Source organism: Bradyrhizobium sp. 482_C4_N1_8, assembly GCF_052075965.1.
In the GTDB taxonomy this organism is placed as follows: Bacteria; Pseudomonadota; Alphaproteobacteria; order Rhizobiales; family Xanthobacteraceae; genus Bradyrhizobium; species Bradyrhizobium barranii.
Genome location: NZ_CP197231.1, coordinates 7,474,825 through 7,501,453, shown reverse-complemented (window position 1 = coordinate 7,501,453; position 26,629 = coordinate 7,474,825). Strand labels below are relative to the sequence as shown.

At 64.6% G+C, this 26,629-nt stretch carries 22 protein-coding genes; 13 read left to right on the top strand and 9 right to left on the bottom strand.

Annotation, left to right across the window (positions count from 1 at the left end; genetic code table 11):
- Positions 1–3 precede the first annotated feature (3 nt).
- From AB7Z56_RS35535 to AB7Z56_RS35520, 4 genes are all read right to left on the bottom strand, one after another.
- On the bottom strand, positions 4–2,592 hold the full coding sequence (locus tag AB7Z56_RS35535) for an autotransporter outer membrane beta-barrel domain-containing protein (RefSeq protein ID WP_231144288.1): 2,589 nt from the start codon (positions 2,590–2,592) through the stop codon (positions 4–6).
- Positions 2,593–2,903: 311 nt separating this feature from the next.
- Positions 2,904–4,217, bottom strand: a complete 1,314-nt coding sequence (locus tag AB7Z56_RS35530; protein ID WP_041955081.1) for a GGDEF domain-containing protein — start codon at positions 4,215–4,217, stop codon at positions 2,904–2,906.
- Between the two features lie 246 nt (positions 4,218–4,463).
- The gene (gene pncB / locus AB7Z56_RS35525) at positions 4,464–5,768 is read right to left on the bottom strand and encodes a nicotinate phosphoribosyltransferase (protein ID WP_028159033.1); all 1,305 of its coding nucleotides are present in this window, start codon (positions 5,766–5,768) and stop codon (positions 4,464–4,466) included.
- Between the two features lie 80 nt (positions 5,769–5,848).
- The gene (locus tag AB7Z56_RS35520) at positions 5,849–6,778 is read right to left on the bottom strand and encodes a LysR family transcriptional regulator (RefSeq protein ID WP_063985254.1); all 930 of its coding nucleotides are present in this window, start codon (positions 6,776–6,778) and stop codon (positions 5,849–5,851) included.
- Positions 6,779–6,873: 95 nt separating this feature from the next.
- Here AB7Z56_RS35520 and pcaH point away from each other — a divergent pair, with 95 nt between their 5' ends.
- Together pcaH and pcaG are read left to right on the top strand one after the other, a co-directional pair.
- Positions 6,874–7,656, top strand: a complete 783-nt coding sequence (pcaH, locus tag AB7Z56_RS35515; RefSeq protein ID WP_063985253.1) for a protocatechuate 3,4-dioxygenase subunit beta — start codon at positions 6,874–6,876, stop codon at positions 7,654–7,656.
- Positions 7,657–7,660: 4 nt separating this feature from the next.
- Positions 7,661–8,287, top strand: a complete 627-nt coding sequence (gene pcaG, locus AB7Z56_RS35510) for a protocatechuate 3,4-dioxygenase subunit alpha (protein WP_063985252.1) — start codon at positions 7,661–7,663, stop codon at positions 8,285–8,287.
- A gap of 24 nt (positions 8,288–8,311) precedes the next feature.
- On the opposite strand, the gene AB7Z56_RS35505 is transcribed toward pcaG, so the two are convergent.
- Together AB7Z56_RS35505 and AB7Z56_RS35500 are read right to left on the bottom strand one after the other, a co-directional pair.
- Positions 8,312–8,926 carry a LabA-like NYN domain-containing protein gene (locus tag AB7Z56_RS35505; protein WP_063985251.1) on the bottom strand — a complete coding sequence of 205 codons (615 nt, stop codon included), beginning with the start codon at positions 8,924–8,926 and terminating at the stop codon, positions 8,312–8,314.
- A 400-nt stretch (positions 8,927–9,326) separates the two neighbouring features.
- Positions 9,327–10,232 (bottom strand): helix-turn-helix domain-containing protein, encoded by a 906-nt coding sequence (locus AB7Z56_RS35500; protein WP_063986646.1) that lies wholly within the window; start codon positions 10,230–10,232, stop codon positions 9,327–9,329.
- 51 nt (positions 10,233–10,283) lie between these two features.
- On the opposite strand from AB7Z56_RS35500, the gene pobA reads away from it, so the two are divergent.
- Positions 10,284–11,456 (top strand): 4-hydroxybenzoate 3-monooxygenase, encoded by a 1,173-nt coding sequence (gene pobA, locus AB7Z56_RS35495; protein ID WP_231144289.1) that lies wholly within the window; start codon positions 10,284–10,286, stop codon positions 11,454–11,456.
- A gap of 177 nt (positions 11,457–11,633) precedes the next feature.
- Positions 11,634–12,698: an SDR family oxidoreductase gene (locus AB7Z56_RS35490; protein WP_063985249.1), complete on the top strand. Its 1,065-nt coding sequence runs from the start codon at positions 11,634–11,636 to the stop codon at positions 12,696–12,698.
- A 26-nt stretch (positions 12,699–12,724) separates the two neighbouring features.
- On the opposite strand, the gene AB7Z56_RS35485 is transcribed toward AB7Z56_RS35490, so the two are convergent.
- The 3 genes from AB7Z56_RS35485 to AB7Z56_RS35475 all read right to left on the bottom strand — a co-directional run bounded on the left by AB7Z56_RS35485 (position 12,725) and on the right by AB7Z56_RS35475 (position 16,891).
- A complete protein-coding gene (locus tag AB7Z56_RS35485) occupies positions 12,725–14,875 on the bottom strand; it encodes a CHASE2 domain-containing protein (RefSeq protein ID WP_441256750.1) in 2,151 nt (716 codons plus the stop codon).
- Between the two features lie 18 nt (positions 14,876–14,893).
- Positions 14,894–15,565: a hypothetical protein gene (locus AB7Z56_RS35480; protein ID WP_283018482.1), complete on the bottom strand. Its 672-nt coding sequence runs from the start codon at positions 15,563–15,565 to the stop codon at positions 14,894–14,896.
- Positions 15,566–15,751: 186 nt separating this feature from the next.
- Positions 15,752–16,891, bottom strand: a complete 1,140-nt coding sequence (locus tag AB7Z56_RS35475) for a response regulator (protein ID WP_063985246.1) — start codon at positions 16,889–16,891, stop codon at positions 15,752–15,754.
- 286 nt (positions 16,892–17,177) lie between these two features.
- Here AB7Z56_RS35475 and AB7Z56_RS35470 point away from each other — a divergent pair, with 286 nt between their 5' ends.
- From AB7Z56_RS35470 to AB7Z56_RS35430, 9 genes are all read left to right on the top strand, one after another.
- Positions 17,178–17,501: an STAS domain-containing protein gene (locus AB7Z56_RS35470; RefSeq protein WP_063985245.1), complete on the top strand. Its 324-nt coding sequence runs from the start codon at positions 17,178–17,180 to the stop codon at positions 17,499–17,501.
- Positions 17,501–17,866, top strand: coding sequence for a response regulator (locus AB7Z56_RS35465; RefSeq protein WP_008142319.1), 366 nt, complete (start codon positions 17,501–17,503; stop codon positions 17,864–17,866). The genes AB7Z56_RS35470 and AB7Z56_RS35465 overlap by 1 nt, the downstream gene beginning before the upstream one ends.
- A complete protein-coding gene (locus AB7Z56_RS35460; RefSeq protein ID WP_063985244.1) occupies positions 17,863–19,950 on the top strand; it encodes a chemotaxis protein CheA in 2,088 nt (695 codons plus the stop codon). Before AB7Z56_RS35465 ends, AB7Z56_RS35460 begins: the two co-directional genes overlap by 4 nt.
- Complete coding sequence (locus AB7Z56_RS35455; RefSeq protein WP_166350025.1) at positions 19,950–20,411, top strand: chemotaxis protein CheW; 462 nt, start codon at positions 19,950–19,952, stop codon at positions 20,409–20,411. The genes AB7Z56_RS35460 and AB7Z56_RS35455 overlap by 1 nt, the downstream gene beginning before the upstream one ends.
- 38 nt (positions 20,412–20,449) lie before the next feature.
- Positions 20,450–22,147, top strand: coding sequence for a methyl-accepting chemotaxis protein (locus AB7Z56_RS35450; RefSeq protein ID WP_063985242.1), 1,698 nt, complete (start codon positions 20,450–20,452; stop codon positions 22,145–22,147).
- A gap of 36 nt (positions 22,148–22,183) precedes the next feature.
- The gene (locus AB7Z56_RS35445; RefSeq protein WP_063985241.1) at positions 22,184–22,660 is read left to right on the top strand and encodes a chemotaxis protein CheW; all 477 of its coding nucleotides are present in this window, start codon (positions 22,184–22,186) and stop codon (positions 22,658–22,660) included.
- Between the two features lie 60 nt (positions 22,661–22,720).
- Entirely contained in the window at positions 22,721–24,523 is a 1,803-nt protein-coding gene (locus AB7Z56_RS35440; RefSeq protein WP_063985240.1) for a methyl-accepting chemotaxis protein, read from the top strand.
- A 138-nt stretch (positions 24,524–24,661) separates the two neighbouring features.
- Positions 24,662–25,516: a CheR family methyltransferase gene (locus AB7Z56_RS35435; RefSeq protein WP_063985239.1), complete on the top strand. Its 855-nt coding sequence runs from the start codon at positions 24,662–24,664 to the stop codon at positions 25,514–25,516.
- A gap of 16 nt (positions 25,517–25,532) precedes the next feature.
- The gene (locus AB7Z56_RS35430; RefSeq protein WP_063985238.1) at positions 25,533–26,624 is read left to right on the top strand and encodes a protein-glutamate methylesterase/protein-glutamine glutaminase; all 1,092 of its coding nucleotides are present in this window, start codon (positions 25,533–25,535) and stop codon (positions 26,622–26,624) included.
- Positions 26,625–26,629: the final 5 nt, after the last annotated feature.

The window sequence follows — 26,629 nt, the reverse complement described above, 5'->3', positions numbered from 1 at the left end:
CGGCTACCAAGCGTATCGCAGGCTCGCGGTGCCGGAATAAGTGGTGCTGCGCGCCGCGAACTCGCCGTCGAACTTCGCCGACAGGGCAACGCCGTTCGAAAACTTCAGCTCGGCACCGGCAGATGCGAGCGCGGTGTTCTTGGCCGGCGTTGCGCCATTGACGATGAAGCTCGCGCCGGGCAGCGTCTGGAATGCGGCGACGAGCGTCGGATCGCTCACCCAATCATGGGCCCAGGCCGCGCGGCCGCGCAACGTGAGGACCGAGTTCGGCGTGACCAGCGTCGCGCGATCGAAGCGCGCGCCGAGCTCACTCCGTGTGTCGGAGGCCGTGCGTCCCTGATAGGTCAGGCCAAAGCCGCTGCCGGCCAGATCGGCCTCGGTATAAGTCGGTGTGCGAAAAGCCTGCGCCTGCGCCGCCACGTACGGCGTGAAGCCGCCAATCGGCGTGGCGAAGCGATAGCCGCCCTCGATGCGGCCTCCGACGGTTTGCGCGTCGAATTTGGCGGTGAGCTGGTTGCCGAACGGAGCGAGCCGGTCTGTCGACATCCAATGATTGGCCACGGCGAGAGAGGCGGCGAAATAGGCCGGCCCTGTACGCACGGCGGTGTAGACGCCGGCCTGGATTGCATCGCTCTTGCCGCCGCCGATCGCCTGCGCGAGGTCCCATTTGGTGCCGCCGCCCGACAGCGCGAAACCGACCAGCGCATCGCGGCCGAAATGATAATCGGCGCCGGCCGCGACGCCGCCGGTGCGCGCGCCGAGGTCGTGACTGCCGATCACGACGGGGTCGCCGCTGGTGCGGTTGGTACCGCCGAACGCCGTGCCCCAAGCCGTCCAGCGCTCCGCAAAGACCGGCGCTTTCATGGCAGGCGTCCCCAGCACCTTGTTGTAGGCGAGGGCGATATCGTCCGGCAGCGCGGCGCGTTCGGGGCTGAAACCAAGCGCCGTGTCGCCGGTGCTCATGCCACTGCGTCCACCTACGAACGGATCAAGCATGAGGCCGAGGAATTGGCTCGTGAACTGGAAGGCGCCCTGCTGGGCGCCGGTGGCGGCTTCACCCGAAAGCTGGTCCAGACTGTAACGGAGTTGGGCGTCGCTCTGGCCTGCGAAGGAGGAGAGGAAAGGCAGGTTGGGACCGAACGCGCTCAAGGCGCCGGCCACGGCCTTCTGGTTCTGCGTCTGGGCGAGGGAGAGGAATGCGGCGTTGTTGTAGTTGAGCGTCAGGAAGACGCTGAACCCGTCATAGCTGAGGGAGGAAGCGAAGAGCAGCGGATTGTATCCGCTGACAGTCACGCCCGAGAAGCTGCCGGTGACGCCAGTCGTCGTGCTCAGGATCGTGTATTGCGTCGAGGGGTTATAGGCGCCGGCGATCGTGTTGACTGCGACGGTGCCGCCGTTCAACGCTGCGCTGACCGCGAGGATCTTCTCGGATTGTCCGGTAGCGGTGACGGAGATCGCGTAGGTCGAGCCGGCGTTGAATGTGACATTGCCGGAGCTCGTCAGCGTACCGAGATTGCCGGGCAAGACCGTGCCGCCCGATAGCACCGTGATATTGCCGATCGCGCCGTTACCGCTGAGGATGCCCGCGCTGACGGTCGTCGCGATGTTGGGCATCGAGCCGTTCACCTCGACGGTGCCGGCCAGGACATTCATGGTCGCGATCTCCGTCGTCGAGCCGTTCATCGTCCAGGTGGAGCTGCCGGTCTTTTCCAGCACCTCGAATTCCCGGAACTGACCGGCCGCGCCGAATATGCTGAGATTGAACGCTGCGTTGGTGGCCCCGCCCAGGCGCAGCGTGTCCGTTCCGTTGCCGCCGAGGACCCATCCCGTGATGCTCGATCCCGCTCGCAACTCGAAGACGTCGTTGCCTCCCTTCAGGTCGACAGCCGTGCTGACGCCACCGCTGATGATCGTGCCTGAGTTGATGATGGTGTCCTGATTGGCCGAGCCGATGATTGCCGTGCCCGAGGCACTCGAGATCGTGCCGGCGTTGCTGACGACGTTGCCGTCGGCCGCGCCGCTCAGATCGACGGCCGCGACATTGATGGCATGGACAAAGCCGCTCGACAGGATGTTCGCCTGATTGTTCGCCGACCCGGCACCGATGCTGATGCTGATGGCTCCGGTGACGCCGTTTCCGACCGTACCTCCGATCACGATGATGTTGTTGCTCGAATTGGCCAGTGCGAGCCCCGACGTGCCGAGGCTCGATGACCCAACCATGGCGCCGGCATCCACGGTGATGGTGTTGCCGCCGCCGCCGATCACTGCAATGCCGTCGCTGTTGGCGGATGTGACCGTTGCGTTGCCGAAGACCTTGGCCGCGCTATTGGATGCCGCCTCGAGGACAACGCTGGCAAAGGTCGGGTCATTCAGAGAGGTCGCGGTGCCGTCTCCAATGTTGACGGTGACACCGCTGACCACGGGCGCCGTCTTGATCTGGGTGTTGCCCGCTCCGGTGCAGGTGATCGAATCGCCTGACTGCAGCGCTGCCTGCGCGCCGCTTCCAGTCACCACACAGGCCGCCTCTGCCGGCGTCGCGAGCCACGGCAGCGCACCACCTGCGGCAACAGCGCCGATCGCGGTGCTCAAGAGAAACGCACGCCGCCGACACGTCTTCGCGCGACGGATCCGGGGCGGGGGCAACAAACCATTCCAGGGCACCTGCAAACTCCTCTTTCGGCACGGTCCGGGCGGAATTCGGACCGCAACGTTGGCTGGTGCCATGCTTAGCGAGGGAGGTTCTGGCCATCGTGGATCAGCGCGCAAGGCGGTGTGGCGGAAAGCGAAAGACGCAGTTTTTTGGGAGCAATGTGGCCGCGGCGTCACATAGCCGCGCCGCTGCGACGCCGTTGGACGATGTCTGCAATCGGATGCCGGGGTTGAGAGGGCGCCGGCGCCTGTCAACCTCGCGCTGCGACGGCCTCGCGCGGACGGGCTGCAACGACGACGACGTCCGGTCTGCCATTGTCGACCTGTACCCGGTTGCGCCCCTTTTCCTTGGCGCGGTAGCAGGCGGCATCCGCGCGCCGCATGGCGTCCTCGAGCGTGGTGTTGCCGTCCGCGATACAGGCGACGCCGATGCTGGCAGTCACCGCGAAGCAACGATCGTCCCAGGCGAAGGTGAACAGCTCGAGCGATCTGCGCAGGCGTTCGGCGATATCGACGGTGGTCGAGGGCGAGCACTGCGGCAGGATCAGGCCGAATTCGTCGCCGCCGAGCCGGGCCACCAGATCATGCGGCCCCCGGTCCTGTTGCAGCAGGCGCGAGACCTGGCAGAGCAGGCGGTCGCCGGCGAGGTGGCCGCAGGTGTCGTTGACGCTCTTGAACTGGTCGAGGTCGAGCAGGATCAGGCCCAGCGAACCCGCCGCGGTGGTGTCCAGCACGCTTTGCAGGCGCGCCTCGAAGGCGCGGCGGTTGGACAGGCCGGTCAACCAGTCGTGCGATGCCTGCCATGCCAGGCGCTCCTTCTCGGCATGCAAAGCATCCTCGAACGCCTGTCGTTGCAGCATCAAGCGCCGCGTGTGCCAGATCAGGAGCAGGATCAGCGTCGCGGCCGCCACGATGTTGATGCACGTCAGCGTGACCTTGATGGCGCGCGAGCCTTCGCCGAGGACGGTCGAGAACCGCTTTGCATGCACCGTGAACTGCGTGTTGAGTTCCGAGAGCCGCGACGACAGCAGCCGCAGGCGGTCGCGGTCCTCAATGGGTCCGTGCGCCAACTCGGACCGGATGACCTCGCCGAAGACGCTGAGCTCCAGCAACATGGGATCGGTGGCCGCCCACTCGTGGATCGCTTCCTGGAGGAAGCTGACGCGGTTGAAATAGCGGAACAGCCAGATCAATCCCGGAACGTCATCGGGATGGTTGCCGCCTTGCAGAAACCCGACGCGGGCGGCCTCGACGTCGACCGGATCGCGCTCGAGTGCCCAGCGCGCGAACTCATCGCCGATGGGAACGGCGAGGGACGCCTGGTAGTGGGTGAACTGGCTCGGTTCGCCTGAATGCAGATAGAGATTGAGGAAATAGACCGCGTTCTTCTGTGACCGCGACCACATCGCTTCGCCCGCGACATAGGCGCGGACCGATGACATCACCTCGAGGCTGAATCCCGCGATCGTTGCCTGGAGCACGACGACCATCACGAATGGCGAGACAAGTTTGATGACGTGAAGGAAACTACGCCCCTTCGTCGACGTCGCTGTTCTGCGAAACACCCTGCATTCCCCAAATCGATCAACGACCCCACCGGAGCGTCGCGCCTGCAACGCCAAGTAGAGGGGAAAGTTGCTTAACTCGACCCCAAGGACGCAGGCGACTGCACTGCAGGGTGAAAGCGTCGTGAAGCGGATGCCCGCAGATCGTTGCAAATGCCGACCAACCGGAACCGATGCGGTCGTGGCGAACCAATGCCTCGCATTCGTCCTGCGCGGTTTACCTGATCGAGAGAGTTTGGTCCGGCGCTAGACCAGCACCGGCTTGCGCACCCGGCCAGCGTCGCCGAACACGCGCAAATAGCGTTCGATCTCGGAGGGCATGCCGGTCGCCTTCTCCGGATTGTCCGAGAGCTTGACGGCCGGGTGGCCGTCAACCGACGACACCTTGCAGACCAGCGAGATGGGATCGAGATTGAACGAGCCGTCCGGCGGGCAGCCGACGAAATCATTGGTGAGGTTGGTGCCCCAGCCGAACGAGAGCCGCGAGCGACCGGAGAAGTGGTGATAGGTCTCCTCAATCGAGCCGACATCCATCGCATCGGAGAAGACGAGCAGCTTGTCCTTGGGGTTGCGGCCCTTCTTTTCCCACCAGGCGATGATCTCCTCGCCGGCCTGGATCGGTGGCGCGCTGTCGGGGCGGAAGCCGGTCCAGTCGGCGACCCATTCCGGCGCATCGCGCAGGAAGGATTTGGTGCCGAAGGCGTCGGGCAGCGCGATCAGGAGATTGCCGCCATAGGTCTGGCGCCATTGGTCGAGAATGCGATAGGGCGCCCAGCGCAACTCCTCGTCGTCCTTGGCAAGCGCAGCCGCGACCATCGGCAGCTCATGCGCATTGGTGCCGATGGCTTCGAGATCATTGTCCATCGCCAGCAGCACGTTGGAGGTGCCGATGAAGGACGGGCCCAGGCCTTCCTTCACCGCCTCGACGCACCAGCGCTGCCAGAGGAAGCCGTGGCGGCGGCGGGTGCCGAAGTCGGAGAGCCGCAAATTCTCGAGCTGGCGCAGCCGCTCGACCTTGGTCCACAGCTTGGCCTTGGCGCGGGCATAGAGCACGTCGAGCTCGAAGCGGCCGCGGCCCTTCATCGCGGCGCGCGACCGCAACTCGTTGAGGATGGCGAGCGCCGGAATTTCCCACATCGTGGTGTGGGTCCAGGGGCCGTGGAAATGCAGCTCGTACTGGCCCTCGACCTTGCGCAGCTCGTATTCGGGCAGCCGGAATTCGGCCAGCCAGCGGATGAAGTCCGCCGAGAACATGTGGGTCTTGCCGTAGAAGGTGTTACCGGCAAGCCAGATCAGCTCTTTCTTGGCGAAGCGGATGGTGCGGGCGTGGTCGAGCTGGGCGCGCAGCTCGCCCTCGTCGATGATCTCGGCCAGCCGCACATGGCGCGAGCGGTTGATGACCGAGAAGGTCACCTGCTGATTCGGATAGTCCTCCCGAATCATCTGCAACATCAATAGCTTGTAGAAGTCGGTATCCAGCAGGCTGCGGATGATGGGGTCCAGCCGCCAGCTATGATTGTAGGTCCGGCTCGCAATATCGGTCACTGTCATGGGACAATTCTAGCGTGGCGGCCCTCGCGCAACCAGTGGGTTTGGCGAAGGGCAGACTTCCCTGAAACCGTAACCGAGGCTCAGTCTCCGGCCGCCGTTGCCGCCACGGTTTCGAGCTGGCCGCGGATCCAGCGATGGGCCGGGTCTTTCTGATAGCGCTGATGCCAGACCATGAACATCGGCAGCTCGGCCAGCGTCTTTGTCCGCGACGCCAGCGGAATCGGTACATGCGCAAAGCCGCGCATCACACCGGAGGCGAGCAGGCTCGGCATGCTGGCCAGCATCTGCGAGCCGTGCAGGAAGGGCGGCACGCCGGAAAAGCTCGGCACGGAGATGGCGATGTCACGAAGAAAGCCGTTCGCCGCCAGCCGGCGGTCGAAGTCGAGCCGCTCGTTGTCGGTATAGACCACCGTGATGTGGCGTGCTGCGAGATAGGCGCTGCGGCCGGCCGGCGCGGTGCGCGCCTTGGGATCGAAGTAGCAGACGTAGTGATCGCTGAGCAGCCGCTTCTGCACGATGTCCACGCCGGATGGCGGCAGCGGCGTGACCATGAGATCGCAGCGGTTTTCGCGCAGCATCGCGGGCGACGGCGATTGCGAGGGGATCACGCGCAGGTTCAGGCTCCTGACCTGTCCCGCGACATGATCGAAGAACCGCGGCAACAGCAGATCGCGCTGGAAATCATTGGCGGCGATCGTCAGCGAAAGCTGCGCGCGCGCCGGCTCGAAGGTGACGCCGCCGGCAAAGCTGCGCATCTCGTCGATCAGCGCCCGCGCTTTCGCAGCCAAGGCCTGGGCATGGGCGGTGGCGACGATGCCGCGGCCGGATTTGGCAAACAGCGGATCGCCCGCGATCCGCCGCAACTTGTTCAGCCCGTGACTGACCGCCGATTGCGTCAGACCAAGCCGCGTCGCTGCCGCCGTGACCGAGCCTTCCTCCAGCACGGCAAGGAACAGTTCGAGGGCGTGGCCGTCGAGCGCCAAATGATCGATTTCCTTCATGTAATTCATTATAATCGATCTATTTATCTTGAGAATAGATCGTCCCATGATCTCCCGATAAGCCGCGCCCCCGGACCCGGGCGCCACAGGGAGAGACAACGCCGATGAACGTCCAGGCGCCAGCCTTGCAGGATCCCCGCCTCAACCGACCCGAGCCGTTCAGCCTTCGCGACGGCGGCTTCTTCCAGCGCGACCGCTCGATCCATCCACCGGCACATGCGCCCGGCTACAAATCCTCGGTGCTGCGCTCGCCGCGCCAGCCGCTGCTGTCGATCGAGAACTCGGTCTCGGAGATCACGGGTCCGGTGTTCGGCCACAACGATCTCGGCCCGCTCGACAATGATCTGATCCGCAACTACGCCAAGGATGGCGATCCCGTCGGCGAGCGCATCATAGTCCATGGCCGCGTGCTGGACGAGACCGGCCGCGGCGTGCCGAACACGCTGGTCGAGTTCTGGCAGGCCAATGCCGGCGGTCGCTACCGGCACAAGAAGGACACCTATCTCGCCCCGATCGATCCGAATTTCGGCGGCTGCGGCCGCGCGCTGAGCGACGACACCGGCTACTATTATTTCCGCACCGTGAAGCCGGGTCCCTATCCCTGGCGCAACTTCGTCAACAGCTGGCGTCCCGCCCACATCCACTTCTCGGTGTTCGGCTCGGGCTTTGCGCAGCGGCTGATCACCCAGATGTATTTTGAGGGCGATCCCCTGATCCCGGTCTGCCCGATCCTGACGACGATCCCGGACAAGGACGCGCTCGACCGCCTCGTGGCGCCGCTCGACCTCAACGCCTCGACGCCGTTCGACTCGCTCGCCTACCGCTTCGACATCGTGCTGCGCGGCCAGCGTTCCACCTATTTCGAAAATCGCACCGCGGGGAACTGAGCCAATGCCGCAGCCGCTCGACTATCTCAAGGAAACCGCCTCGCAGACCGCCGGGCCCTACGTCCATATCGGCCTGATCCCGGCCATGGCCGGCTTCGACATTTTTAAGAAGAACTTTTCTAACGTGCTGGTGACGCCGAACACGCCAGGCGAGCGCATCACGCTGGAGGGCAAGGTGTTCGACGGCAGCGGCACGCCGCTGCGCGATGTGCTGCTCGAAATCTGGCAGGCCAACGCAACCGGCCGCTATAACCATCCGGCCGATCGCCCGGCCGGCCCGGTGGACGAGGAGTTTCGCGGCTGGGGCCGCGCCGGCTCCGATTTCGAGAGCGGGTTGGTGACGTTCGAGACCATCAAGCCGGGCGCGATCACGGACAAGGCAGGCCGCAAAGGCGCGCCGTACGTCAATATCTGGATCGTCGCGCGCGGCATCAACATCGGTCTCAATACGCGGCTCTATTTCTCCGACGAAGAAGCCGCGAATGCCGCCGACCCCGTGCTCAACCTGGTCGAGCCGCCGGTGCGGCGCGCGACGCTGATCGCCACGCGCGGTGAGCGCGCCGGCAAGGTCGTGTACTCCTTCACGATCAATCTGCAGGGGGCGGAGGAGACGGTGTTCTTCGACGTCTGACGATCCGCCGATCGCCCCGCAGGATCATTCCACCTGGTCGCCTCGATTGATCGATCCGCGCGTGGTGGCTTGCGGTGGTTGCGGGCGCATCTCGCGCGATCCCGGCCGCTCGGCCGGGGCGCGCCCCACTCTTGGCTTCAGCTCTGTCAAATCGATGAAGACGTCGGCCTGCCGGCGCAGTTCGTCGGCAACCATGGGAGGCTGGCTCGCAAGCGTGGAGACGACCGTCACGCGGACGCCGCGGCGTTGCACGGCTTCCACCAGTGAACGAAAATCCCCATCGCCCGAGAACAGCACGATCTGATTGACGTGCTCGGCGAGTTCCATGGCGTTCACGGCGAGTTCCACATCCATGCTGCCCCTCATCTTGCGGCGGCCGGTCGTGGCGTCAACGAACTCCTTGGCGAGCTTGGTGACGACGGTGTACCCGTTATAGTCGAGCCAATCGATCAATGGGCGGATTGACGAGTATTCCTGATCCTCGCTCACGGTCGTGTAGTAGAAGGCTCGCAGCAACGTACCTCGGCCGTGAAATTCGCCGAGCAGGCGCCTGTAGTCGATATCGAAACCGAGCGCCTTGGTGGCGGCATAGAGATTGGGGCCATCGATGAAGACCGCAATCTTCTCAAACGAAGACATTATGCACTAATCCCCAGTTCCGCATTGAAGCCGGCAGGTTCAGCCGCCAGGGCTGTGTGCCGGCCGGAAAACGTCGAAGTCGCCGATGGCCCGCGGAAAAAGGCGGCGCAGACGGCCGGAGGGGGGGCCGTCCCGCGCCAGTTAAGGGAGGTTGCTGCTATCAGCGCCAGGATTCCGAATGCAGTCACGTTAATGCGTGCGCATGCCACGCTCAATTGTACGGAGGTAAACGGCGCGTATCCAAAGGGTTGGATGCTCTATACGAAGGTAAGTGGCGCGCTGGTTCGGATCTCGACAGCCCGGCGCGATCGCGGATACGACCGGCCGCAAATGCGCGCCGCACGTCGATGTCTGGATTGTTGCGCGCACCCGAGGACCGGATCATCGACGTGGGATGGCCTCAAGCCTCGCCGCCATGGAGTTGGGCGCGAAAGGCGCGCGGCGACAGGCCCGTGGCCGCGGCATAGACGCGGCTGAAATAGGCGGGATCCTCGAAGCCGAGCGCGTAGGCGATCGTCGAGACCGGCAAATTGGTGTAGACGAGGTTGCGACGCGCCTCGCGGATCAGCCGGTTGAGGATCAGGTGGGAGGCGGTGTCGCCGGTCGCCGCCCGCGTCAGCCGGTTGAGATGGGTCGGCGTGATCGACAGCGCGCCGGCATAGTCCGCAACGCTCCAGCGTTCCAGATGATGCTGTTCCAACAGCGCCTCGAAGCGGCGGAACAACCCGCTTTCCGCCGTGCCGTTGCCGCCGCTCTCGCTGGTGAGCGCGCGGGCCACCAGCCCGATCATGGCCGCCGACAGTGCACGCAGCACGTGCGCGCGGCCGAAATCGCGCGCGGCGTGCTCGGCGAAGATCTGCTTCATGGTGGTGCGGATCTGCGGCGTGCCGCGCACCACGGCCGATCGGGACAGGGCGCCGCGCAGTCCTTCCGAGGCAAGCAGTGCCTCGTCCAGAATTTCCGCAGCGATGGTCAGCACCCAGCCCTGGGTATCGGGCTCGAAGCGGAAGCCGTGGACATGGCCGACCGGCACATTGACGACCTGCATTGGCCGGAGCGGCACCACGCGCCCGTCGAGCGTCGCCTCGCCACCACCGCGCTCGATCAGCAGCACCTGGTGCAGCCGGGCATGGCGGTGCACGGCCAGCGTCCAGTCGTGCAGCACCGAGCGTGACGCGATCGTCTCGCAATGCACGACGTCGGGCAGATCGCCGGACTCGCCGAAGAGGTTGTAGACCCGGATTGCCGGGGCTGAGGCTGCGCTTTTCATGTTCGAATAGTACAAGACAAAGACGAAACCCTCCATCGGTTTGCGGCGGCGGATCTGCAAAAAACGCAGCGACGGGAGGACGTAAAAATGAAAGTTCAGGTCTGCATCATCGGCGGTGGGCCGTCCGGGCTGCTGTTGTCCCAGCTTCTGCACCTGAAGGGCATCGATACGGTCGTGCTGGAGAAATACAGCCGCGACCACGTTCTCGCCCGCATCCGTGCCGGCGTGCTCGAGCACGGCTTCGCCAGGTTGATGCGCGAGGCGCAGTGCGGCGAGCGGATGGACCGCGAGGGCGAGATCCACAACGGTTTCGAGATCGCGCATGACGGCGTGCTCTCCCACATCGACCTGCACAAGCATTCCGGCGGCAATTCGGTGCTGGTCTACGGCCAGACCGAGCTGACGCGCGACCTCTACGAGGCGCGCGATCGCCTCGGCGGCAAGGTCGTGCACAACGCCGAGGACGTGACGCCACACGATCTGACGTCGGACCGGCCCTACGTGACCTATCGATCGAACGACGAGATCGTCCGCATCGATTGCGACTACGTCGTTGGCGCCGACGGCTTTCACGGCGTCAGCCGCAGGTCCATCCCGAAGGACGTGCTGCGCGAATACGAGAAGGTCTATCCGTTCGGCTGGCTCGGCGTGCTGTCGCGCACGAAACCGGTGTCGCCCGAGCTGATCTATGTGAAGCATGAACGCGGCTTTGCGCTCTGCTCGCTGCGCTCACAAGTGCTGAGCCGCTACTACGTCCAGGTGCCGTTGACCGACAAGGTGGAGGACTGGAGCGACGATGCGTTCTGGACGGAGCTGAAGCGTCGCCTGCCGGACGAGGTCGCCGGCCACCTGATCACCGGGCCCTCGATCGAGAAGAGCATCGCGCCCCTGCGCAGCTTCGTCGCCGAGCCGATGAGCTACGGCCGCCTGTTCCTCGCCGGCGATGCCGCCCACATCGTGCCACCGACCGGCGCGCGCGGGCTCAACAGCGCCGCCTCCGACATCTACTATCTCTACCACGCCATGCTTGCGCATTATCAGCACGGCGACGATTCCGGCCTTGCGGGCTATTCCGCCAAGGCGCTTGCGCGGATATGGAAAGCGCAGCGTTTTTCGTGGTGGATGACGATGCTGCTGCATCGTTTTCCCGACCGTTCCGAATACGAGGACCGGCTTCAGCAGACGGAGCTCGAGTACCTGCTCTCGTCCGAGACGGCGCAGCGGCTGCTCGCGGAGAATTATGTGGGATTGCCGTTTTAGCGACGGTTTGTGACCGCTCAGCTGACGTTGCCGCTCCAAAGGGGAGCTCTCCTCGCGGCACGAGGCGAGTTCGCCTGTCAGGCCGGTTCCCTTTCAATAAGTGGTGACGGACGCCGAAATGCTCTGTTGCCTCGTGCGATCGTTCCTACCTCCTCAACCGAACAGGAGGGCGTAGCGATGACGAACACAGCGCTTGTGGTCGGCGCCAGCGGTATTGTCGGCAGCAATCTCGCCCGCCATCTCAGCGATCGCGGCTGGCAGGTGCTTGGGCTCGCAAGGCGCCCACCAAGCGGCCTCGATGGTGTTCGTCCCATCGCGGCCGATCTGCAGGATCCGGCCTCGCTTCGCGACATCCTGGCGAGCCTTCGTCCCACTCACGTGTTTCTCGCCACATGGCTACGTCAGCCAACCGAGGCGGAAAATATCCGCGTTAACGCTGCGATGGTGCGCAACGTGCTGGGGGCACTTTCCGGCGCAGATACGCTTTCTCATGTCGCGCTGGTCACCGGGCTAAAGCATTACCTGGGACCGTTCGAGTCCTACGGTAAAGGCAGGCTGCCCGCGACGCCATTCCGCGAGGAGCAACCGCGGCTCGATGTCGAGAACTTCTACTACGCTCAGGAGGACGAACTATTCGATGCGGCCAGGCGCGGTGGTTTCAGCTGGAGCATTCACCGCCCGCACACGATCATCGGTTATGCGATAGGCAACGCCATGAACATGGGAACGACGCTTGCCGTCTACGCGACGATCTGTCGAGAAACGGGGCGGCCATTTCTCTTTCCAGGCTCGGCGATGCAATGGACCGGCTTGACGGATATGACGGATGCCAGATTGCTGGCGCGGCACCTGGAATGGGCCGCGACGACGACGGTCGCGCGAGACCAGGCATTCAACGTCGTAAATGGCGATGTCTTCCGATGGAGCTGGATGTGGGCGCGACTGGCCGGCTGGTTCGGGTTGCAGCCTGCCCCCTTTCCAGAGGAAATTTCGCCGCTTGAGCGTCAGCTTGCCGATTCAGGTCGTATATGGGCTGATATCGCGCTCAAGTATGATCTCGTCGAAAGAGACCTCTCCGTCCTTTCGTCGGCATGGCACACCGATGCCGACTTGGGCCGACCTATCGAAGTCGTCACCGATATGAGCAAGAGCCGTAAGCTCGGTTTCCTTGAATATCAGGCGACGGACGACAGTTTTTTCGATCTCTTCAGCAGGTTGCGTGCCGCGAACGTCATTCCTTGAGCCTTCTGACGAAGAGTAAACAACCGCTACTTTCCTTCCAGCGTATTGACTGGCGTCCACTCTGGCGATGGTGGATTTGCGGCGAGGGCTTTTGCGCGCTTGGCGAACAGCGCCGACGCCGGGTCGATCTTCGCGACGCCGTCGAACGCCTCGGCCGCCTTCGCAAACTCCCTTGCCCGCCAGCACGCCAGCCCCTCCGCATACGCTCTGGCCACCTTCGTCTGCTCGGCGCTCTCCGCGCCCTTGTCCGCGAGCGGCTCGAACACCTGGATCGCCTCGCCGCGGCCGAGCACCCTGATCGCATCGAGCTCACGCCAGGCGAAAGTGTCGCCGGTCTGCGCCATCGTCGTTTCCGAGGCCATGATGGCGGTGCCGTAATATTTGTTGGCGCCCTCGAGGCGCGAGGCGACGTTCACGGTGTCGCTCATCACGGTGTAGTTGAAACGGCGGCGCGAGCCGATATTGCCGACCACGGCTTCGCCGCTGTTGAGCCCGATGCGGTGCGACAGGCCGTGGCCTGCGAAGGCGGGATTGCTGGCGTTCAATTCCGCGAGCTTCTCGTGGCACTTCAGCGCGGCGTGAACCGCGTTGCGCGCGTGGGCCGGATCGTCGGCCGGCGCGCCGAACATCGCGACGATGGAATCGCCGATATATTTGTCGACATAGCCGCCATGGCTCTCGATGATGTCGGTCATGGCCGAGAGATATTCGTTCATCAGGGTCACCAGCTCGCCCGGCGTCATCGTCTCTGCGATCGAGGAGAAGCCGCTGAGGTCGGAGAAGAACATGGTGACGTTGCGCATCTCGCCGCCGAGCGCCGGCATCTTGCCGGAGGCAACCATGGTGTTGATCACTTCGGGCGCGAGATAAAAGGCGAAGCTCTTGCGCAGAAAACGCTCGTCGCGATCGGCCAGCATGAAGCGGTAGCCGATCATCATCGCGAGCGCCGCCAGGCTCGCGAGCGCGGGCTCTGTCAAGGGCAGCGCCAGGGCATGCACGAACGCGCCGACCGCCACGGCGGCGTAAACGGCGGTGAGGGCGAGCCAGGCGATCACCGCGCCGCCGGGTGCGAGCATGCAGGCCGCGCAGGCGATGATCGCCGCGAACGCAATCGTGAGGACGGTCCGCGCCGGAAAGCCGAGCTCCGTCACGGCGTCGCGCTCGATCAGGTTTCGCACGACGGTAGCATGCACGAACACGCCGGCGATGTCGCTGCGGGCCTTCTGCGCGGTGCCGGCCGGGGCGGGCAGGGCGCAACGCGGTGCGGGCGAGCCGTCATATCCGCCGGAAAGCCGCATCGAGGTGAGCTTGCGGTCCTCGAAGTTCAGGACGGTGCCGAGCAGCACAACCTTGCCGTCGAAGGCGCGGCGGAAGAAATCGCGGTCGCCTTTCTCGACGCAGGCACGCAGGTCGGCGAAAGAATAGGCCGGGACGTCGCGGCCCATGCCACGGTAGTTGAGCGTCAACGTGTTGGGGACCGCGCTCGGGATCGTGTAGCCGGGCAGCTGCATCGCGCCGGATGGTCCGTTCCCGGGCGTCGTGCCGAGCGCACGCGCGGCGAGTTCGACCGCCATCGCAGGGACAGGCTTGCCGTCGATGGCAAAGCTCAGCGGCATCCGCCGGATCACATCATCGGTGTCGGTATGCACGTTGAGGGCGCGGACATTGTTTTTCACCGCAAGTCGTTGTGCGGGGTAGGGTACGTCCGGATGGTCATTGCTGAGGATCTCGCCAAGCACCAGCTTGCCGCCGTCGGAGAGTTGCCGGAGTGCGATGAGGTAGTCCCGGTCAAAGCCCTTCAAGCGGCTGCCGAACGACGCATCGCCGAACGGAATCTCCGATTGCTCGATCGAGCTTGGAAAGATCACGTCGAAGCCGATGACCTTGGCGCCGCCTTCGGTGATGCTTCCGAGCACCCGGCCGATCTCGCGCGTCCAGGTCTGGGTCGGCGATCCCTTGAAAGGGGGAGTGTCGTAGGTCTCCCCGTCGATCGCAACCACGACGACCGGCGATGTTGCGGGATCACGGTGGTCGCCGACCAGCTTGCCGCGCATCGCGGTGAGGATATCGAGCGAGAGACCTTGCAGTGTCTGAAGCGGCGGGGACGTGAAGATCGCGCCCGCAACGAGCGCAATCAGGATGGCCGCAACGATGTCCCGTCCCCCGATCCGCCGCATCGCCCCGTCGCAGACCGCCTATTCGAGCCGCAGCAGCCGACCGACGATCGGCGTCGGCGATGACGTGGCGCTGGCATCGACCTGGAAGGCGTAGCGCTTGGCGCCAAGGATGGCGAGATAGCTGCCGCCCGGGGTCAGTGTCTTTCCGGCCTTGGCAAAGTCGTAGAACTTGCCGCCGACCATGATCTCGCTCTTGAGCGGCACGCTGATCGTGGGCTCCTTGCCGTCGGTACGTTCGATCACCAGCGTGCTGCCGCTCTTGGCCTGTATCAGCGGGGCGACGCCATAGAGCGTCGGCAGCTTGGCCGGCGGCGCTCCCTTGACGTCCGATCGCATGGTGCGGAAGGTCGTTGCGGCGCTCTGGTTGGCCTCGCGCTCGGACAGTTTTGCTGCATTGGTATCGCAGGGCACCTTCTCGCGCTTGACCTCGCCGAGCTGCACGGTGCTCTGCTCGGCGCCGACCAGGACGACGCCTTCGCTGATGGTCTCGCGCTGGCAGGATTTGAGGTAGCTGAGCGTGATGCTGGCCTTGGGCCCGAGCTTGATGATCTTGCCGGGCGCGACATAGTCCATGAACGCGATGCCATCGACCTTGCCCTGGACGTCCTCGACGATCGCGGCAGGGGTCTCCGCCAAAGCGGGGGCCGCAAGACAGAACGCGCCGACACCAGCGCTGATCAGGCTTCTCATGGGAATTCTCATCCAATTCGACCGATAAATCGCCGGTCCCCGTCCTGGTCCGATGCTTAGCAGCGGCGCGTCCAGACAAATGTGACCGGAATCACTCTTGGTTGTTGGTGCACTCTAGCAGGAACAGGTTCAAACCTGCGACCGGAGAAGCGAAGCCGCGGCAAGCTATTTGCCGGATGGATCATGTCAGGCGGCCGGGACGGGCTCAGGCAACCGGTCCTCGACCGCAGGGCTCTCTGCCGCACACTCTATAATGGGCGCGAGAGGGGCTTCGGTCTTCTGATACGGCGTCGCCTGCTGACCGGCGGCGATTTCCACGACCTCGTCCCAGCGCGACAGGAAGGCCTCGACGCAGGCCGGGTCGAACTGCCGGCCCTGGTTCTCGACCAGATAGTCGCGCGCCACGTCGAGCGGCATCGGCTCTTTATATGGCCGGCGCGTCGTCAGGGCGTCGAAGACGTCGGCGACCGCGACGACGCGTGCGGCGACCGGGATCTCGTCTGCCTGAAGGCCGTTCGGATAGCCCGCGCCATCCCAGCGTTCGTGATGGCCTGCGGCAATTTGCGCACCGAGCTGGATCAGCTCGCAGCTGGAGTCCGCCAGGATCTTTTCGCCGATCGTCGCATGGGTGCGGATCACCGCCATCTCATCGTCGGTGAGCCTGCCGGGCTTGAGGAGGATATGGTCGGGGATGGCGACCTTGCCGACGTCGTGCAGGGGCGCGGCCAGATAGATGTCGCGGCAGAGCCGGGGCGGCAGGCCGAGCTGCTCGGCGATGATGCGGCTGTAGCGGGCGACCCGCAGCGTGTGCTCGCCGGTGTCGTTGTCGCGGTATTCGACCGCAAGCGCGAGCCGCAGGATGATCTCCTCCTCGCGCTCGCCGAGCTTCTGGGTCGCGGCCGCGACCGCGCTCGCCAGATCGGCGGCACGGTCGTTCTGCTTGCGCACGGCTGCACCAAGGCGCACCAAGTTGCGCAGGCGCACCGTCATCTCGAGGCTCTGTGGCTGTTTCGGTAAGAAATCGGTTGCACCAACCTGCAGCGCTTCCATCTTGACGTCATCGGTCTGTCGCGACGTGATCATTGCGATCGGGATGTCGGCGCAGCCGGGCAGGGTGCGGAAGGCGCGGATAAAGCTGATGCCGTCCATATGCGGCATCTCGTAGTCGACCAGCACGAGGTCGAAGACGCGCTCGCGTGCGCAAGCCAGCGCCTCGACGGGATCGAGGAACGTCGTGGCCTCGACCAGGCCTTCGGCTTCGATATGACGTTTCAGGAAATTGAGGACAGAGCGGCTGTCATCAACGAGAAGCGCTTGGGTCAGCATCGGCGGCCGGTCTCGTTCGGATGCGAGGCGTGACCTCCACGAATAGTCTTTGCGATTTAACGCGGAGCAAACGCCCGGGCTGCGGCGAACTGACTCAAGACTGCGCACAGCGCATGCGAATTGAGCGAACCATGCACGCCTGCATGCATGCGCGAAGTTCTTCGGTTTGTGACCCGTAGTTGTACGGTGATGCCCATTAGGGGTTTGCACACTCTCCCAAGCGAATAGTCGTCGCGCGAGATTCGCGTCATGCGTGCAGCGAATCCCGAGGAAATCTGGGGGACGAATGCCGTCTGACGTCACTGAGCCGAAGTGGTCCCTACGGCTGCCTGCAGATTGCAGCATCGCTGCGATCCGCAGTGTCTATGACCTGATCCGCGAAGCTTTCGGCCGGCAGGACCGGCTCGAGATCGATTGTTCGAGCGTCGACAAGGCCGACGTAACCTCGATCCAGCTTCTGCTGTCGACCGCCAAGACGGGCGAGGCCCAAGGCCGCCCGGTGGTGCTCACATCGTTCTCCCAGTCTCTGCGCAACACCCTTCGCCGCGCCGGCTTCGCCAGCGATGCGATGATCGATCAGCACTTCCCGCAAAAGAAAGATGGCACCTGATGGCCACGATTCTCACGGTCGACGATTCCCCCAGCATCCGTCAGATGATCAAGGTCGTGCTCGAGCCGGCCGGTCACAACGTGATCGAGGCCGGCGACGGCGCACAAGGGCTCGCCAAGGCGCAGGCCGGCAAGCTCGACCTCGTCATCACCGACCTCAATATGCCCGTCATGAACGGGCTGGAGCTGATCCGGGCGCTGCGCAAGCTGCCGAGCGCGGTCGGCATGCCCATCGTGTTCCTGACCACCGAATCCAACGACACGGTGAAGCAGGAAGCCAAGAGCGCCGGCGCCACCGGCTGGATTACCAAGCCGTTCAAGCCGGAGCAGCTGCTCGCCGTGGTCGGCAAGCTGGTGCGTGCATGAACGCGATGGACCCGACAGAGGTCTTTCGCCAGGAAGCCAGCGAGTTGTTCGAGGTCCTGGAAGGGGCCCTGCTCGATCTCGGCCAGCGTCCCGACGACCGCGAGTTGGTCGATTCCGCCTTCCGCGCCCTGCATACGATCAAGGGCTCGGGCGCCATGTTCGGCTTCGACAAGGTCGCCTCCTTTACCCACGAATTCGAGACCGCGTTCGACCGCGTCCGCAAGGGCGAGATCAAGCCGACGCAGGAGCTGATCTCGGTCGCGCTTGCGGCCAAGGACTATATCCGCGCGCTGATCGAGGATCCGCAGTCGACCGACGACATCATCGGCGAGGCCATCCTCGACGACCTCAAGCGCTTCGTGTTTCCCGACCAGTCCGCCGCGCCCGTCGCCGAAATCGCCGAAGCGCCGCCGCTGGCCCCCGGTGAAAGCAAGCAGGCCGGCTGGCACCTGTATCTGGAATTTGAATCCCACATCCTGCGCAACGGCTCGAACCCGCTCGATCTGCTGGAAGACCTTTGCAAGCTCGGCCCGTGCTTCGTCGTGCCCGTGACCGACGGCATCCCGTTCCTCGACGAGATGGAGCCGGAAGATTGCTATCTGAAGTGGGACGTCAAGCTGCACGCCGCCTGCGACAAGGACGCGATCGACGACGTCTTCATGTTCGTCCAGGACGAGATGAAGCTGACGCTCTCGCCGCTTGAGCAGGTTGAAGCGCCCGCGCCGCTGCCGTTGTTCCAGCTCCTCGACGAAGAGCCGGCTCCCGTGGCCGAGATGGCCGCGCCGGCGGTCGAGGTCGCTGACGCGCCCGTCGCCGCGCAGCCCCTCCTCAAGGCAGAGCCGAAGCCGGAAGCCAAGCCTGAATCGAAGTCTGAACCGAAACCCGAGGCCAAGCGTGACGATCGCGGCATCGCCACCGTCCGCGTCCAGGCCGAGCGTCTCGACGAGTTGATGGACCGGGTCGGCGAGCTCGTCATCGCCCAGGCGCGGCTGACGCAGCTCGCCTCGTCCGGCTCGGATCTCTCGATCAAGATGATCGCCGAGGAAATCGAGCGCCTCGCCTCCTCCCTGCGCGACACCACGATGGGCGCGCGCATGGTACCGATCGGCTCGCTGTTCGGCCGCTTCCGCCGCCTGGTGCACGATTTGTCGCGCGACCTGTCGAAGCCGGTCGAATTCGTCACCACGGGCGAGGACACCGAGCTCGACAAGACCATGATCGAGTGCCTGGCCGATCCGCTGGTTCACCTGATCCGCAACGCCATCGACCATGGCATCGAAGACACCGCGACCCGCTCCGCCAACGGCAAGACGGAGCAGGGCCGGATCGAGCTCGCGGCCGTTCATTCCGGTGCGCAGGTGCTCGTCACCGTGAAGGACAATGGCGGCGGCCTCAACACCGCGCGCATCCGCGCGAAAGCGGAAGAGCAGGGGCTGATCGCCTCCGGCGCCGTGCTGACCGATCACGAGATCCACCAATTCCTGTTCCACCCGGGCTTCTCGACCGCGCAGACCATCTCGGCGCTGTCGGGCCGCGGCGTCGGCATGGACGTCGTCAAGCGCACCATCGAGAACATGCGCGGCACGATCGATCTGTCGACCCGGCCGGGCCAGGGCACCACGGTGACGCTGCGCCTGCCGCTGACGCTTGCGATCATCGAGGGTCTTTTGATCCGTGTCGGCGAGGGCCGCTACATCATTCCGTTGTCGGCCGTGGAGGAATGCATCGAGCTGACCGCCGAGGACGAGCGCTCCCGCGGCCGCAACTTCCTCAACGTGCGAGGCAATCTCGTGCCCTTCCTCAGGCTGCGCGAAATCATGACTGCGTCGGGTACGCCCGACCGGCACCAGAAGACGATCATCATCTCGACCGGTGAGACGCACGTCGGTCTTGTCGCGGACCAGATCATCGGCAACCACCAGACCGTGATCAAGTCGCTCTCCAAGCTGCACTCCGACGTCACGATCTTCTCCGGCGCGACGATTTTGGGTGACGGCACGGCGACGCTGATCCTCGATGTCGCGCAGCTCGTCACGCTGGCGCAGTCGAAGGTCGAGAAACAGCATATCAGCGAGGCGGCCTGATGAACGATGGTTTGACGGGCGAGCATCACGCCGACGCGATGCAGGTCGTAATGATCGGCCTCGGCGAGGAGAAGTTCGCGCTCGACGCAGGCCTCGTGCGCGAGATCATCGATCCCGTGCCGGTGACCAAGGTGGCGGGCGCGCGGGCCTTCGTTCCGAGCGTCATCAACGTGCGCGGCAACGTCATTCCGCTTGCGGACCTGCGCATCCGCTTCGGCATGCCGCAGCTCGACAATTCGGCCGACACGCGCATCGTCGTCATCGAGCTCACGCTCGACGGCGAGCCGGTCCTGGTCGGCGTCACCGCCGACAAGGTCTACGAGGTCACCGAGATATCGCAGACCGACGTGCAGCAGACGCCGCGCGTCGGCATGCACTGGAAGCCGGAGTTCATCCGTTTCATCGCCAAGTGGCGAGAAGAGTTTGTCATCGTTCCCAACATGGAACGCATCCTGAATTGAAATGAGGTCTCGGGGCGAGACTGGGGTAGGGGCTGGAAATGAGATTCACGGTCAAGGCAAAGCTTGCCATCGCGTTCGGTGTGGTCCTATTGCTGTCGATGGCGGCGGGCGGCCTCGCTTATGTGAAACTGAGCGAGATGATCGACACCGCCGACAGTCTGGTGTCGCGTGCCAACCGGATGGACCGTGCGGCGGAGATCGAGAAGGGTATCCTGCTTCAGGTTCGCGCCGAGAAGAACCTCATTCTCGCGCCTGAAGGCGAGGCGGATCGTTTTATCGCCGAAATCGCCAAGCAGCGCGAGACGCTCTCGAAGTTGAAGGAAGAGATCCAGGCCGCGGCTTCCCCCGAAGGCAAGAAACTCATGGAGAATTTCGGCGTCGCGTACGCGCGGATGAACGCCGTTCAGGACGACGCCCTCAAGACCGCCCGGACCGACAAGGCGAAAGCCGCCGAGCGCTCCATGACCGAGGTCCGCAAGGCGGTCGCCGAGGCCATGGAAGCCGCCAACGTCTACGTCACCAACGTCAAGAAGAACATGGCCGCTCAGGCGGCCCAGGCTCACGAGGACGGCAACCGGGCCCAGCTCCTGCTGATCTCGGCCGTGCTGGCTTCGCTTGTCATCGGCCTGATCGCCGCGATCTGGATTTCCTTGAGCATCTCCCGCGGTCTCGGCCGCGCCGTCGGGCTCGCCGGCGCGGTTGCCGATGGCGATCTCAGCCAGTCGATCAAGGTCACAAGCAACGACGAGATCGGCGATCTTGTTACCTCGCTGAACTCCATGGTCGAGAAGCTCAAGCAGATCGTCGCCGAAGCACTCACCGCGGCGCAGAACGTCTCGGCCGGAAGCCAGGAGCTTTCGGCCAGTGCCGAGCAGCTGTCGCAGGGCGCGACCGAACAGGCCTCGTCGGCCGAGGAAGCCTCGTCCTCGATGGAAGAGATGGCCTCGAACGTGAAGCAGAATGCCGACAACGCCAACCAGACCGAGAAGATCGCCGCGCAGTCGGCCAAGGACGCGGAAGCCAGCGGCGTCGCCGTCGGGCGCGCCGTCAATGCGATGCAGACCATCGCCGAGAAGATCACGATCGTGCAGGAGATCGCGCGCCAGACCGACCTGCTTGCCCTCAACGCCGCGGTCGAGGCCGCGCGCGCCGGTGAGCATGGCAAGGGCTTTGCCGTGGTCGCGTCCGAAGTGCGCAAGCTCGCCGAACGCAGCCAGGCGGCCGCGGCCGACATCGGTACGCTGTCGACGGAAACCGTGAAGGTCGCTCGGGAAGCCGGCGACATGCTGTCCAAGCTCGTGCCCGACATCAAGAAGACTGCCGAGCTGGTCCAGGAGATCACGGCGGCCTGCCGCGAGCAGGACGTCGGCTCAGCCCAGATCAATCAGGCGATCCAGCAGCTCGACAAGGTCGGCCAGCAGAACGCCAGCGCCTCCGAGCAGGTGTCCTCGACATCCGAGGAGCTCGCCTCGCAGGCCGAGCAGCTTCAGTCGACCATCTCGTTCTTCCGCATCGAGCATGCCGGCCGCGGCGAGGCTGCCGCGCCCGCGCCGATCGACCGTGCGGTCACCCAGCTCCGCGCCAAGGCCGCGCACATGGCGGCAGCGGACCGCGGCGTCAAGAAGCCCGCGCCCGCCCGCAAGCCGGCGCGCGCGCTGAAGGTCGCCAATGGCGGCGGCTTCGCCTTCGACATGCATGACGGCGAAGACGACCGCGACGCCGAGTTTCAGCGCTGACCGCAACTTGAAAACAATCTGACTCTGGACCGTACCATGGCCGCAACCTCGCAATATCTGACGCTCGGGCTCGCCGGCGAGACGTTCGGCATCAGCATCCGCAATGTCCGGGAAATTCTCGACATGCGGCCGATCTCACGGCTGCCGCATGCGCCGAATTTCCTGCTCGGCATGATCGACGTGCGCGGCAGCGGCTATCCCATCGTCGACCTCCGCACCAAGCTCGGCCTGCCGGCCGTGGAAGCGACTGAAGCGACCCGCATCATCATCCTCGACGTGCCGATGAAGGATCGCCTGGTCGGCGTCGGCTTCGTCGCCGATTGCGTGTTCGAGGTCACCGATATCGACGAGCAGGCGATCGAGCCCATCCCCGAGGTCGGCGGAAAATGGCAGTCCGACTATGCCGCCGGGATCGGCCGCAAGGGCGAGAAATTCGTCGTCATCTTCGATCTCGCCAAGCTGATGGCGAACGACGAGATCCCGGAAGGGCGCGATACCTCTCGCGCCGCCTGAATTTGCAAGCGTGAAGCGTGGTCAAGCGTAAGCACCCCAATTCGAACCAACGAGACTGACATGAGATTCACCGTCAAAGCCAAGCTTGCCAGCGCCTTCGGCGTCGTCATCCTGCTGTCCATGATCGCCGGCGCGGTCGGCTATGTGAAGCTGGCGGACATGGTCGGCACCACCGAGCTTCTGGTCAGCCGTGCGGGCCGGATGGAAAAGGCCGCCGAGCTGAAGGAAGGCATCCTGTTCCTTGTGCGCGCGGAGAAGAACGCGATTCTCGCAGCGTCCGATGCGGAACACGAGCAGTTCCAGGCCGACCTCATCAAGAACCGCGACGCGATCACCAAGTCGAAGGACGAGATCTACGCAGCCGCCAGCGAAAGCGGCAAGAAGCTGATGGAGGTCTTCAACGTCGCCTTCGCCAAGCTCAACGCCTATCAGGACGAGACGGTCAGGCTTGCGAAGACCGACAAGCCGAAGGCCCTGGATCGCTCCATGCATGATGGCCGCAAGGTCGTTGCGGACGCGATCGAAGCGGCCGATGTCTACATCAAGAATGTCAAGAAGAACATGGCTGAGCAGGCCGAGCAGTCAAAGCAGGACGGTGCGCGCGCCGAGATGCTGCTGATGAGCCTGGTCATTGCCTCGCTCCTGATCGCCGCGGTCGCGGCGACCTGGATTGCGCTGAACATCAGCCGTGCGCTGGCGCAGGCGGTGGGCCTCGCTGATGCGGTGGCGATCGGCGATCTCAGCCACAAGATCGAGTCCTCCAGCAATGACGAGATCGGAGATCTCATCAAGTCGCTGAACGCGATGACGGTCAACCTCAACGCGACGGCGGCGCTCGCCAACCAGATCGCGCAGGGCGATCTCATGGTCGAGGCCAAACCGCTGTCGGACAAGGATACGCTCGGCCTCGCGCTCGAGCGCATGGTGGAGAAGCTCCGTCAGATCGTGTCGGAAGCCCTGACCGCGGCGCAGAACGTCTCCGCCGGCAGCCAGGAGCTCTCCGCCAGCGCCGAGCAGCTCTCGCAGGGCGCGACCGAGCAGGCCTCGTCCGCCGAGGAAGCTTCTTCTTCGATGGAAGAGATGGCCTCGAACGTGAAGCAGAACGCCGACAACGCGAACCAGACCGAGAAGATCGCCGCGCAGTCCGCCAAGGATGCCGAGGCCAGCGGCGCCGCGGTCGGCCGCGCCGTCAACGCGATGCAGACCATCGCAGAGAAGATCACGATCGTGCAGGAGATCGCGCGCCAGACCGACCTGCTCGCGCTCAACGCCGCGGTCGAGGCCGCGCGCGCCGGCGAGCACGGCAAGGGCTTTGCCGTGGTTGCGTCCGAAGTGCGCAAGCTCGCCGAACGCAGCCAGGCCGCCGCCGCCGAGATCGGCACGCTCTCGACTGAAACCGTCAAGGTTGCGCAGGAGGCCGGCAATATGCTCTCCAGGCTCGTCCCTGATATCAAGAGGACGGCAGAGCTCGTCGAGGAAATCACCGCCGCCTGCCGCGAGCAGGACGTCGGCTCGGCCCAGATCAACCAGGCGATCCAGCAGCTCGACAAGGTCGGCCAGCAGAACGCCAGCGCCTCCGAGCAGGTGTCCTCGACCTCCGAGGAGCTCGCCTCGCAGGCCGAGCAGCTTCAGTCGACGATCGCCTATTTCCGCATCGAGCAGGGACGCAGCCAGGCCGCTGCGCCGATCGACCGAGCGGTCACCCAGCTCCGCGCCAAGGCGGCGACAATGGCGGCCGTCGAGCGGCCGGCCAAGAAGCCGCAGGCGAGGCCGGCGCGCGCGGTGAAGGCGGCCGGTGGCGGCGGCTTCGCCTTCGACATGAACGACGGCGAGGACGATCGGGACGCCGATTTCCAGCGCTGAGACCCGTCAAGAGGTCGGCCCATCCTTCGCCGGTGGGCCGATCCGCCGTCAGTGATCGTGTAAACGCGTGGGATTCAAGATGGCCCGTTCGGCCCGACATTCAGTGCAGGCGGCCATCGCGGACCGGGGCATTCAGCCATGATGCCCGCCGTGCAGGATACGGTCGTCCATCTGTCCGACCGCCACTTCCGGACCATCGCCGAACTGATCGAGGGCCAGGTCGGCATCAAGCTGCCGCAGGGCAAGCGGCTGATGCTGGAGGGGCGGCTGCACAAGCGCGTGCGCGCGCTGAACTTCTCCGACCTCAACGAGTATGTCGACAACCTGTTCGAGGCCGATCATTTCGACACCGAGCTGACCCATCTCATCGATGTGGTGACGACCAACAAGACCGACTTCTTCCGGGAGCCCCAGCACTTCACCTTCATGAGGGACGTCGCGATCCCGGCCCTGCTCAAGTCGCACGGGCGGAAAAACGCGAACCTGAAGATCTGGAGCTCGGCGAGTTCCACCGGCATGGAAGCCTACACCACCGCCATGGTGCTCGACGACATGACGCGGAACGGCTCGCGGTTTCAGTACCGCATCCTCGGGACCGACATTTCGACCGCGGTACTGCGTCTTGCCAAGACCGCGATCTACACCCGCGACGTGCTGGCGCCGGTGCCGGAGCATTTCCTGAAGCGATATTTCCTGTCGTCACGCGACAAGTTGCGCGGCGAAGTGCGGGTGGTGCCGGAATTGCGGCGCATGACGCATTTCATGAGGATGAACCTCATGGATAAGTCCTACCCCGTCGACCGGGACGTCGACATCATCTTCTGCCGCAACGTCCTGATCTATTTCGAGCGCGAGACCCAGCGCAAGGTGATCGAGCAATTGTGCAGCCATTTGCGGCCCGGCGGCTATCTTCTGGTCGGTCATTCGGAATCGATGATTCACAGTGCAGTGCCGGGTCTGAAGCAAGTTCAGCCAACCATTTTCAAGGTCTAGCCGGAGCGCAACCAGAATGCCGAGGGAGAAAGTTCGCGTACTGATCGTGGACGATTCGGCGTCGGTGCGCCAAATCCTGCAAACGATCCTCAACGACGATCCTGACATCGAGGTGATGGGGGCGGCCTCCGATCCGTTCGCGGCGGCGCGCCGCCTCCAGAACGAAATCCCCGATGTCATGATCCTCGACCTGGAAATGCCGCGCATGGACGGCATGACCTTCCTGCGCAAGATCATGGCGCAGCGCCCGATCCCGGTGATCATCTGCTCCTCACTCACCGAGGAAGGCTCCAACGTGATGTTCGAGGCGTTCGAGGCGGGCGCGGTCGACATCGTGCCGAAGCCGAAGATCGACACCCGGCAGGCGCTGCTCGAATGCTCGACGCGGCTGCGCGAGGCCGTGAAATCGGCAGCGCGCGCGCGGGTGCGCCCGCGGGCGGAGCGCCGTATGATCGAGAGGAAGCTGACCGCCGACGCCATCATCCCGCCGCCGGTGCAGGGTAAGGTCCGGCCGACGACTGAACGCATCGTGTGCATCGGTGCATCGACCGGCGGGACCGAAGCGCTCAACGACGTCCTCGAGATGCTGCCGCCGCACTGTCCTCCCATCGTCATCGTCCAGCACATGCCGGCTGGTTTCACCGCCGCCTTCGCCAGGCGCCTCGACAGCGTCTGCCAGGTCCGCGTCAAGGAAGCCGAGGACGGCGAGCCGGTGCTGCCGGGCTGCGCCTATATCGCGCCGGGCGCCCGTCACATGCTGCTCCAGCGCATTGGCCTGCGCTATCAGATCGCGATCAAGGACGGCCCGCCGGTGTCGCGGCATCGCCCCTCGGTCGACGTGCTGTTTCGCTCCGCGGCCCAGCATGCCGGCGCCAACGCGCTCGGCGTGATCATGACGGGCATGGGCGACGACGGCGCGCGCGGCATGCTGGAGATGCGCAAGCTCGGCGCCTCGACGCGCGCGCAGGACGAGGAGAGCTGCGTGGTGTTCGGCATGCCCAAGGAAGCCATCGCGCATGGCGGTGTCGAGAAGGTCGTCTCGCTGCATCATATCCCGCGCGAGATCATGCTCTGGTATCAGGCCGGACACGTTGCGGTGGCAGGTTGATTGCG

What these genes read in the sequence shown, in the direction of transcription:
- pncB (WP_028159033.1), bottom strand. Translation starts at nt 5,768, where the DNA reads ATGACAGTGACCGATATTGCGAGCCGGACCTACAATCATAGCTGGCGG.
- AB7Z56_RS35520 (WP_063985254.1), bottom strand. Translation starts at nt 6,778, where the DNA reads ATGAATTACATGAAGGAAATCGATCATTTGGCGCTCGACGGCCACGCC.
- pcaH (WP_063985253.1), top strand. Translation starts at nt 6,874, where the DNA reads ATGAACGTCCAGGCGCCAGCCTTGCAGGATCCCCGCCTCAACCGACCC.
- pcaG (WP_063985252.1), top strand. Translation starts at nt 7,661, where the DNA reads ATGCCGCAGCCGCTCGACTATCTCAAGGAAACCGCCTCGCAGACCGCC.
- AB7Z56_RS35505 (WP_063985251.1), bottom strand. Translation starts at nt 8,926, where the DNA reads ATGTCTTCGTTTGAGAAGATTGCGGTCTTCATCGATGGCCCCAATCTC.
- AB7Z56_RS35500 (WP_063986646.1), bottom strand. Translation starts at nt 10,232, where the DNA reads ATGGAGGGTTTCGTCTTTGTCTTGTACTATTCGAACATGAAAAGCGCA.
- pobA (WP_231144289.1), top strand. Translation starts at nt 10,284, where the DNA reads ATGAAAGTTCAGGTCTGCATCATCGGCGGTGGGCCGTCCGGGCTGCTG.
- AB7Z56_RS35490 (WP_063985249.1), top strand. Translation starts at nt 11,634, where the DNA reads ATGACGAACACAGCGCTTGTGGTCGGCGCCAGCGGTATTGTCGGCAGC.
- AB7Z56_RS35485 (WP_441256750.1), bottom strand. Translation starts at nt 14,875, where the DNA reads ATGCGGCGGATCGGGGGACGGGACATCGTTGCGGCCATCCTGATTGCG.
- AB7Z56_RS35480 (WP_283018482.1), bottom strand. Translation starts at nt 15,565, where the DNA reads ATGAGAAGCCTGATCAGCGCTGGTGTCGGCGCGTTCTGTCTTGCGGCC.
- AB7Z56_RS35475 (WP_063985246.1), bottom strand. Translation starts at nt 16,891, where the DNA reads ATGCTGACCCAAGCGCTTCTCGTTGATGACAGCCGCTCTGTCCTCAAT.
- AB7Z56_RS35470 (WP_063985245.1), top strand. Translation starts at nt 17,178, where the DNA reads ATGCCGTCTGACGTCACTGAGCCGAAGTGGTCCCTACGGCTGCCTGCA.
- AB7Z56_RS35465 (WP_008142319.1), top strand. Translation starts at nt 17,501, where the DNA reads ATGGCCACGATTCTCACGGTCGACGATTCCCCCAGCATCCGTCAGATG.
- AB7Z56_RS35460 (WP_063985244.1), top strand. Translation starts at nt 17,863, where the DNA reads ATGAACGCGATGGACCCGACAGAGGTCTTTCGCCAGGAAGCCAGCGAG.
- AB7Z56_RS35455 (WP_166350025.1), top strand. Translation starts at nt 19,950, where the DNA reads ATGAACGATGGTTTGACGGGCGAGCATCACGCCGACGCGATGCAGGTC.
- AB7Z56_RS35450 (WP_063985242.1), top strand. Translation starts at nt 20,450, where the DNA reads ATGAGATTCACGGTCAAGGCAAAGCTTGCCATCGCGTTCGGTGTGGTC.
- AB7Z56_RS35445 (WP_063985241.1), top strand. Translation starts at nt 22,184, where the DNA reads ATGGCCGCAACCTCGCAATATCTGACGCTCGGGCTCGCCGGCGAGACG.
- AB7Z56_RS35440 (WP_063985240.1), top strand. Translation starts at nt 22,721, where the DNA reads ATGAGATTCACCGTCAAAGCCAAGCTTGCCAGCGCCTTCGGCGTCGTC.
- AB7Z56_RS35435 (WP_063985239.1), top strand. Translation starts at nt 24,662, where the DNA reads ATGATGCCCGCCGTGCAGGATACGGTCGTCCATCTGTCCGACCGCCAC.
- AB7Z56_RS35430 (WP_063985238.1), top strand. Translation starts at nt 25,533, where the DNA reads ATGCCGAGGGAGAAAGTTCGCGTACTGATCGTGGACGATTCGGCGTCG.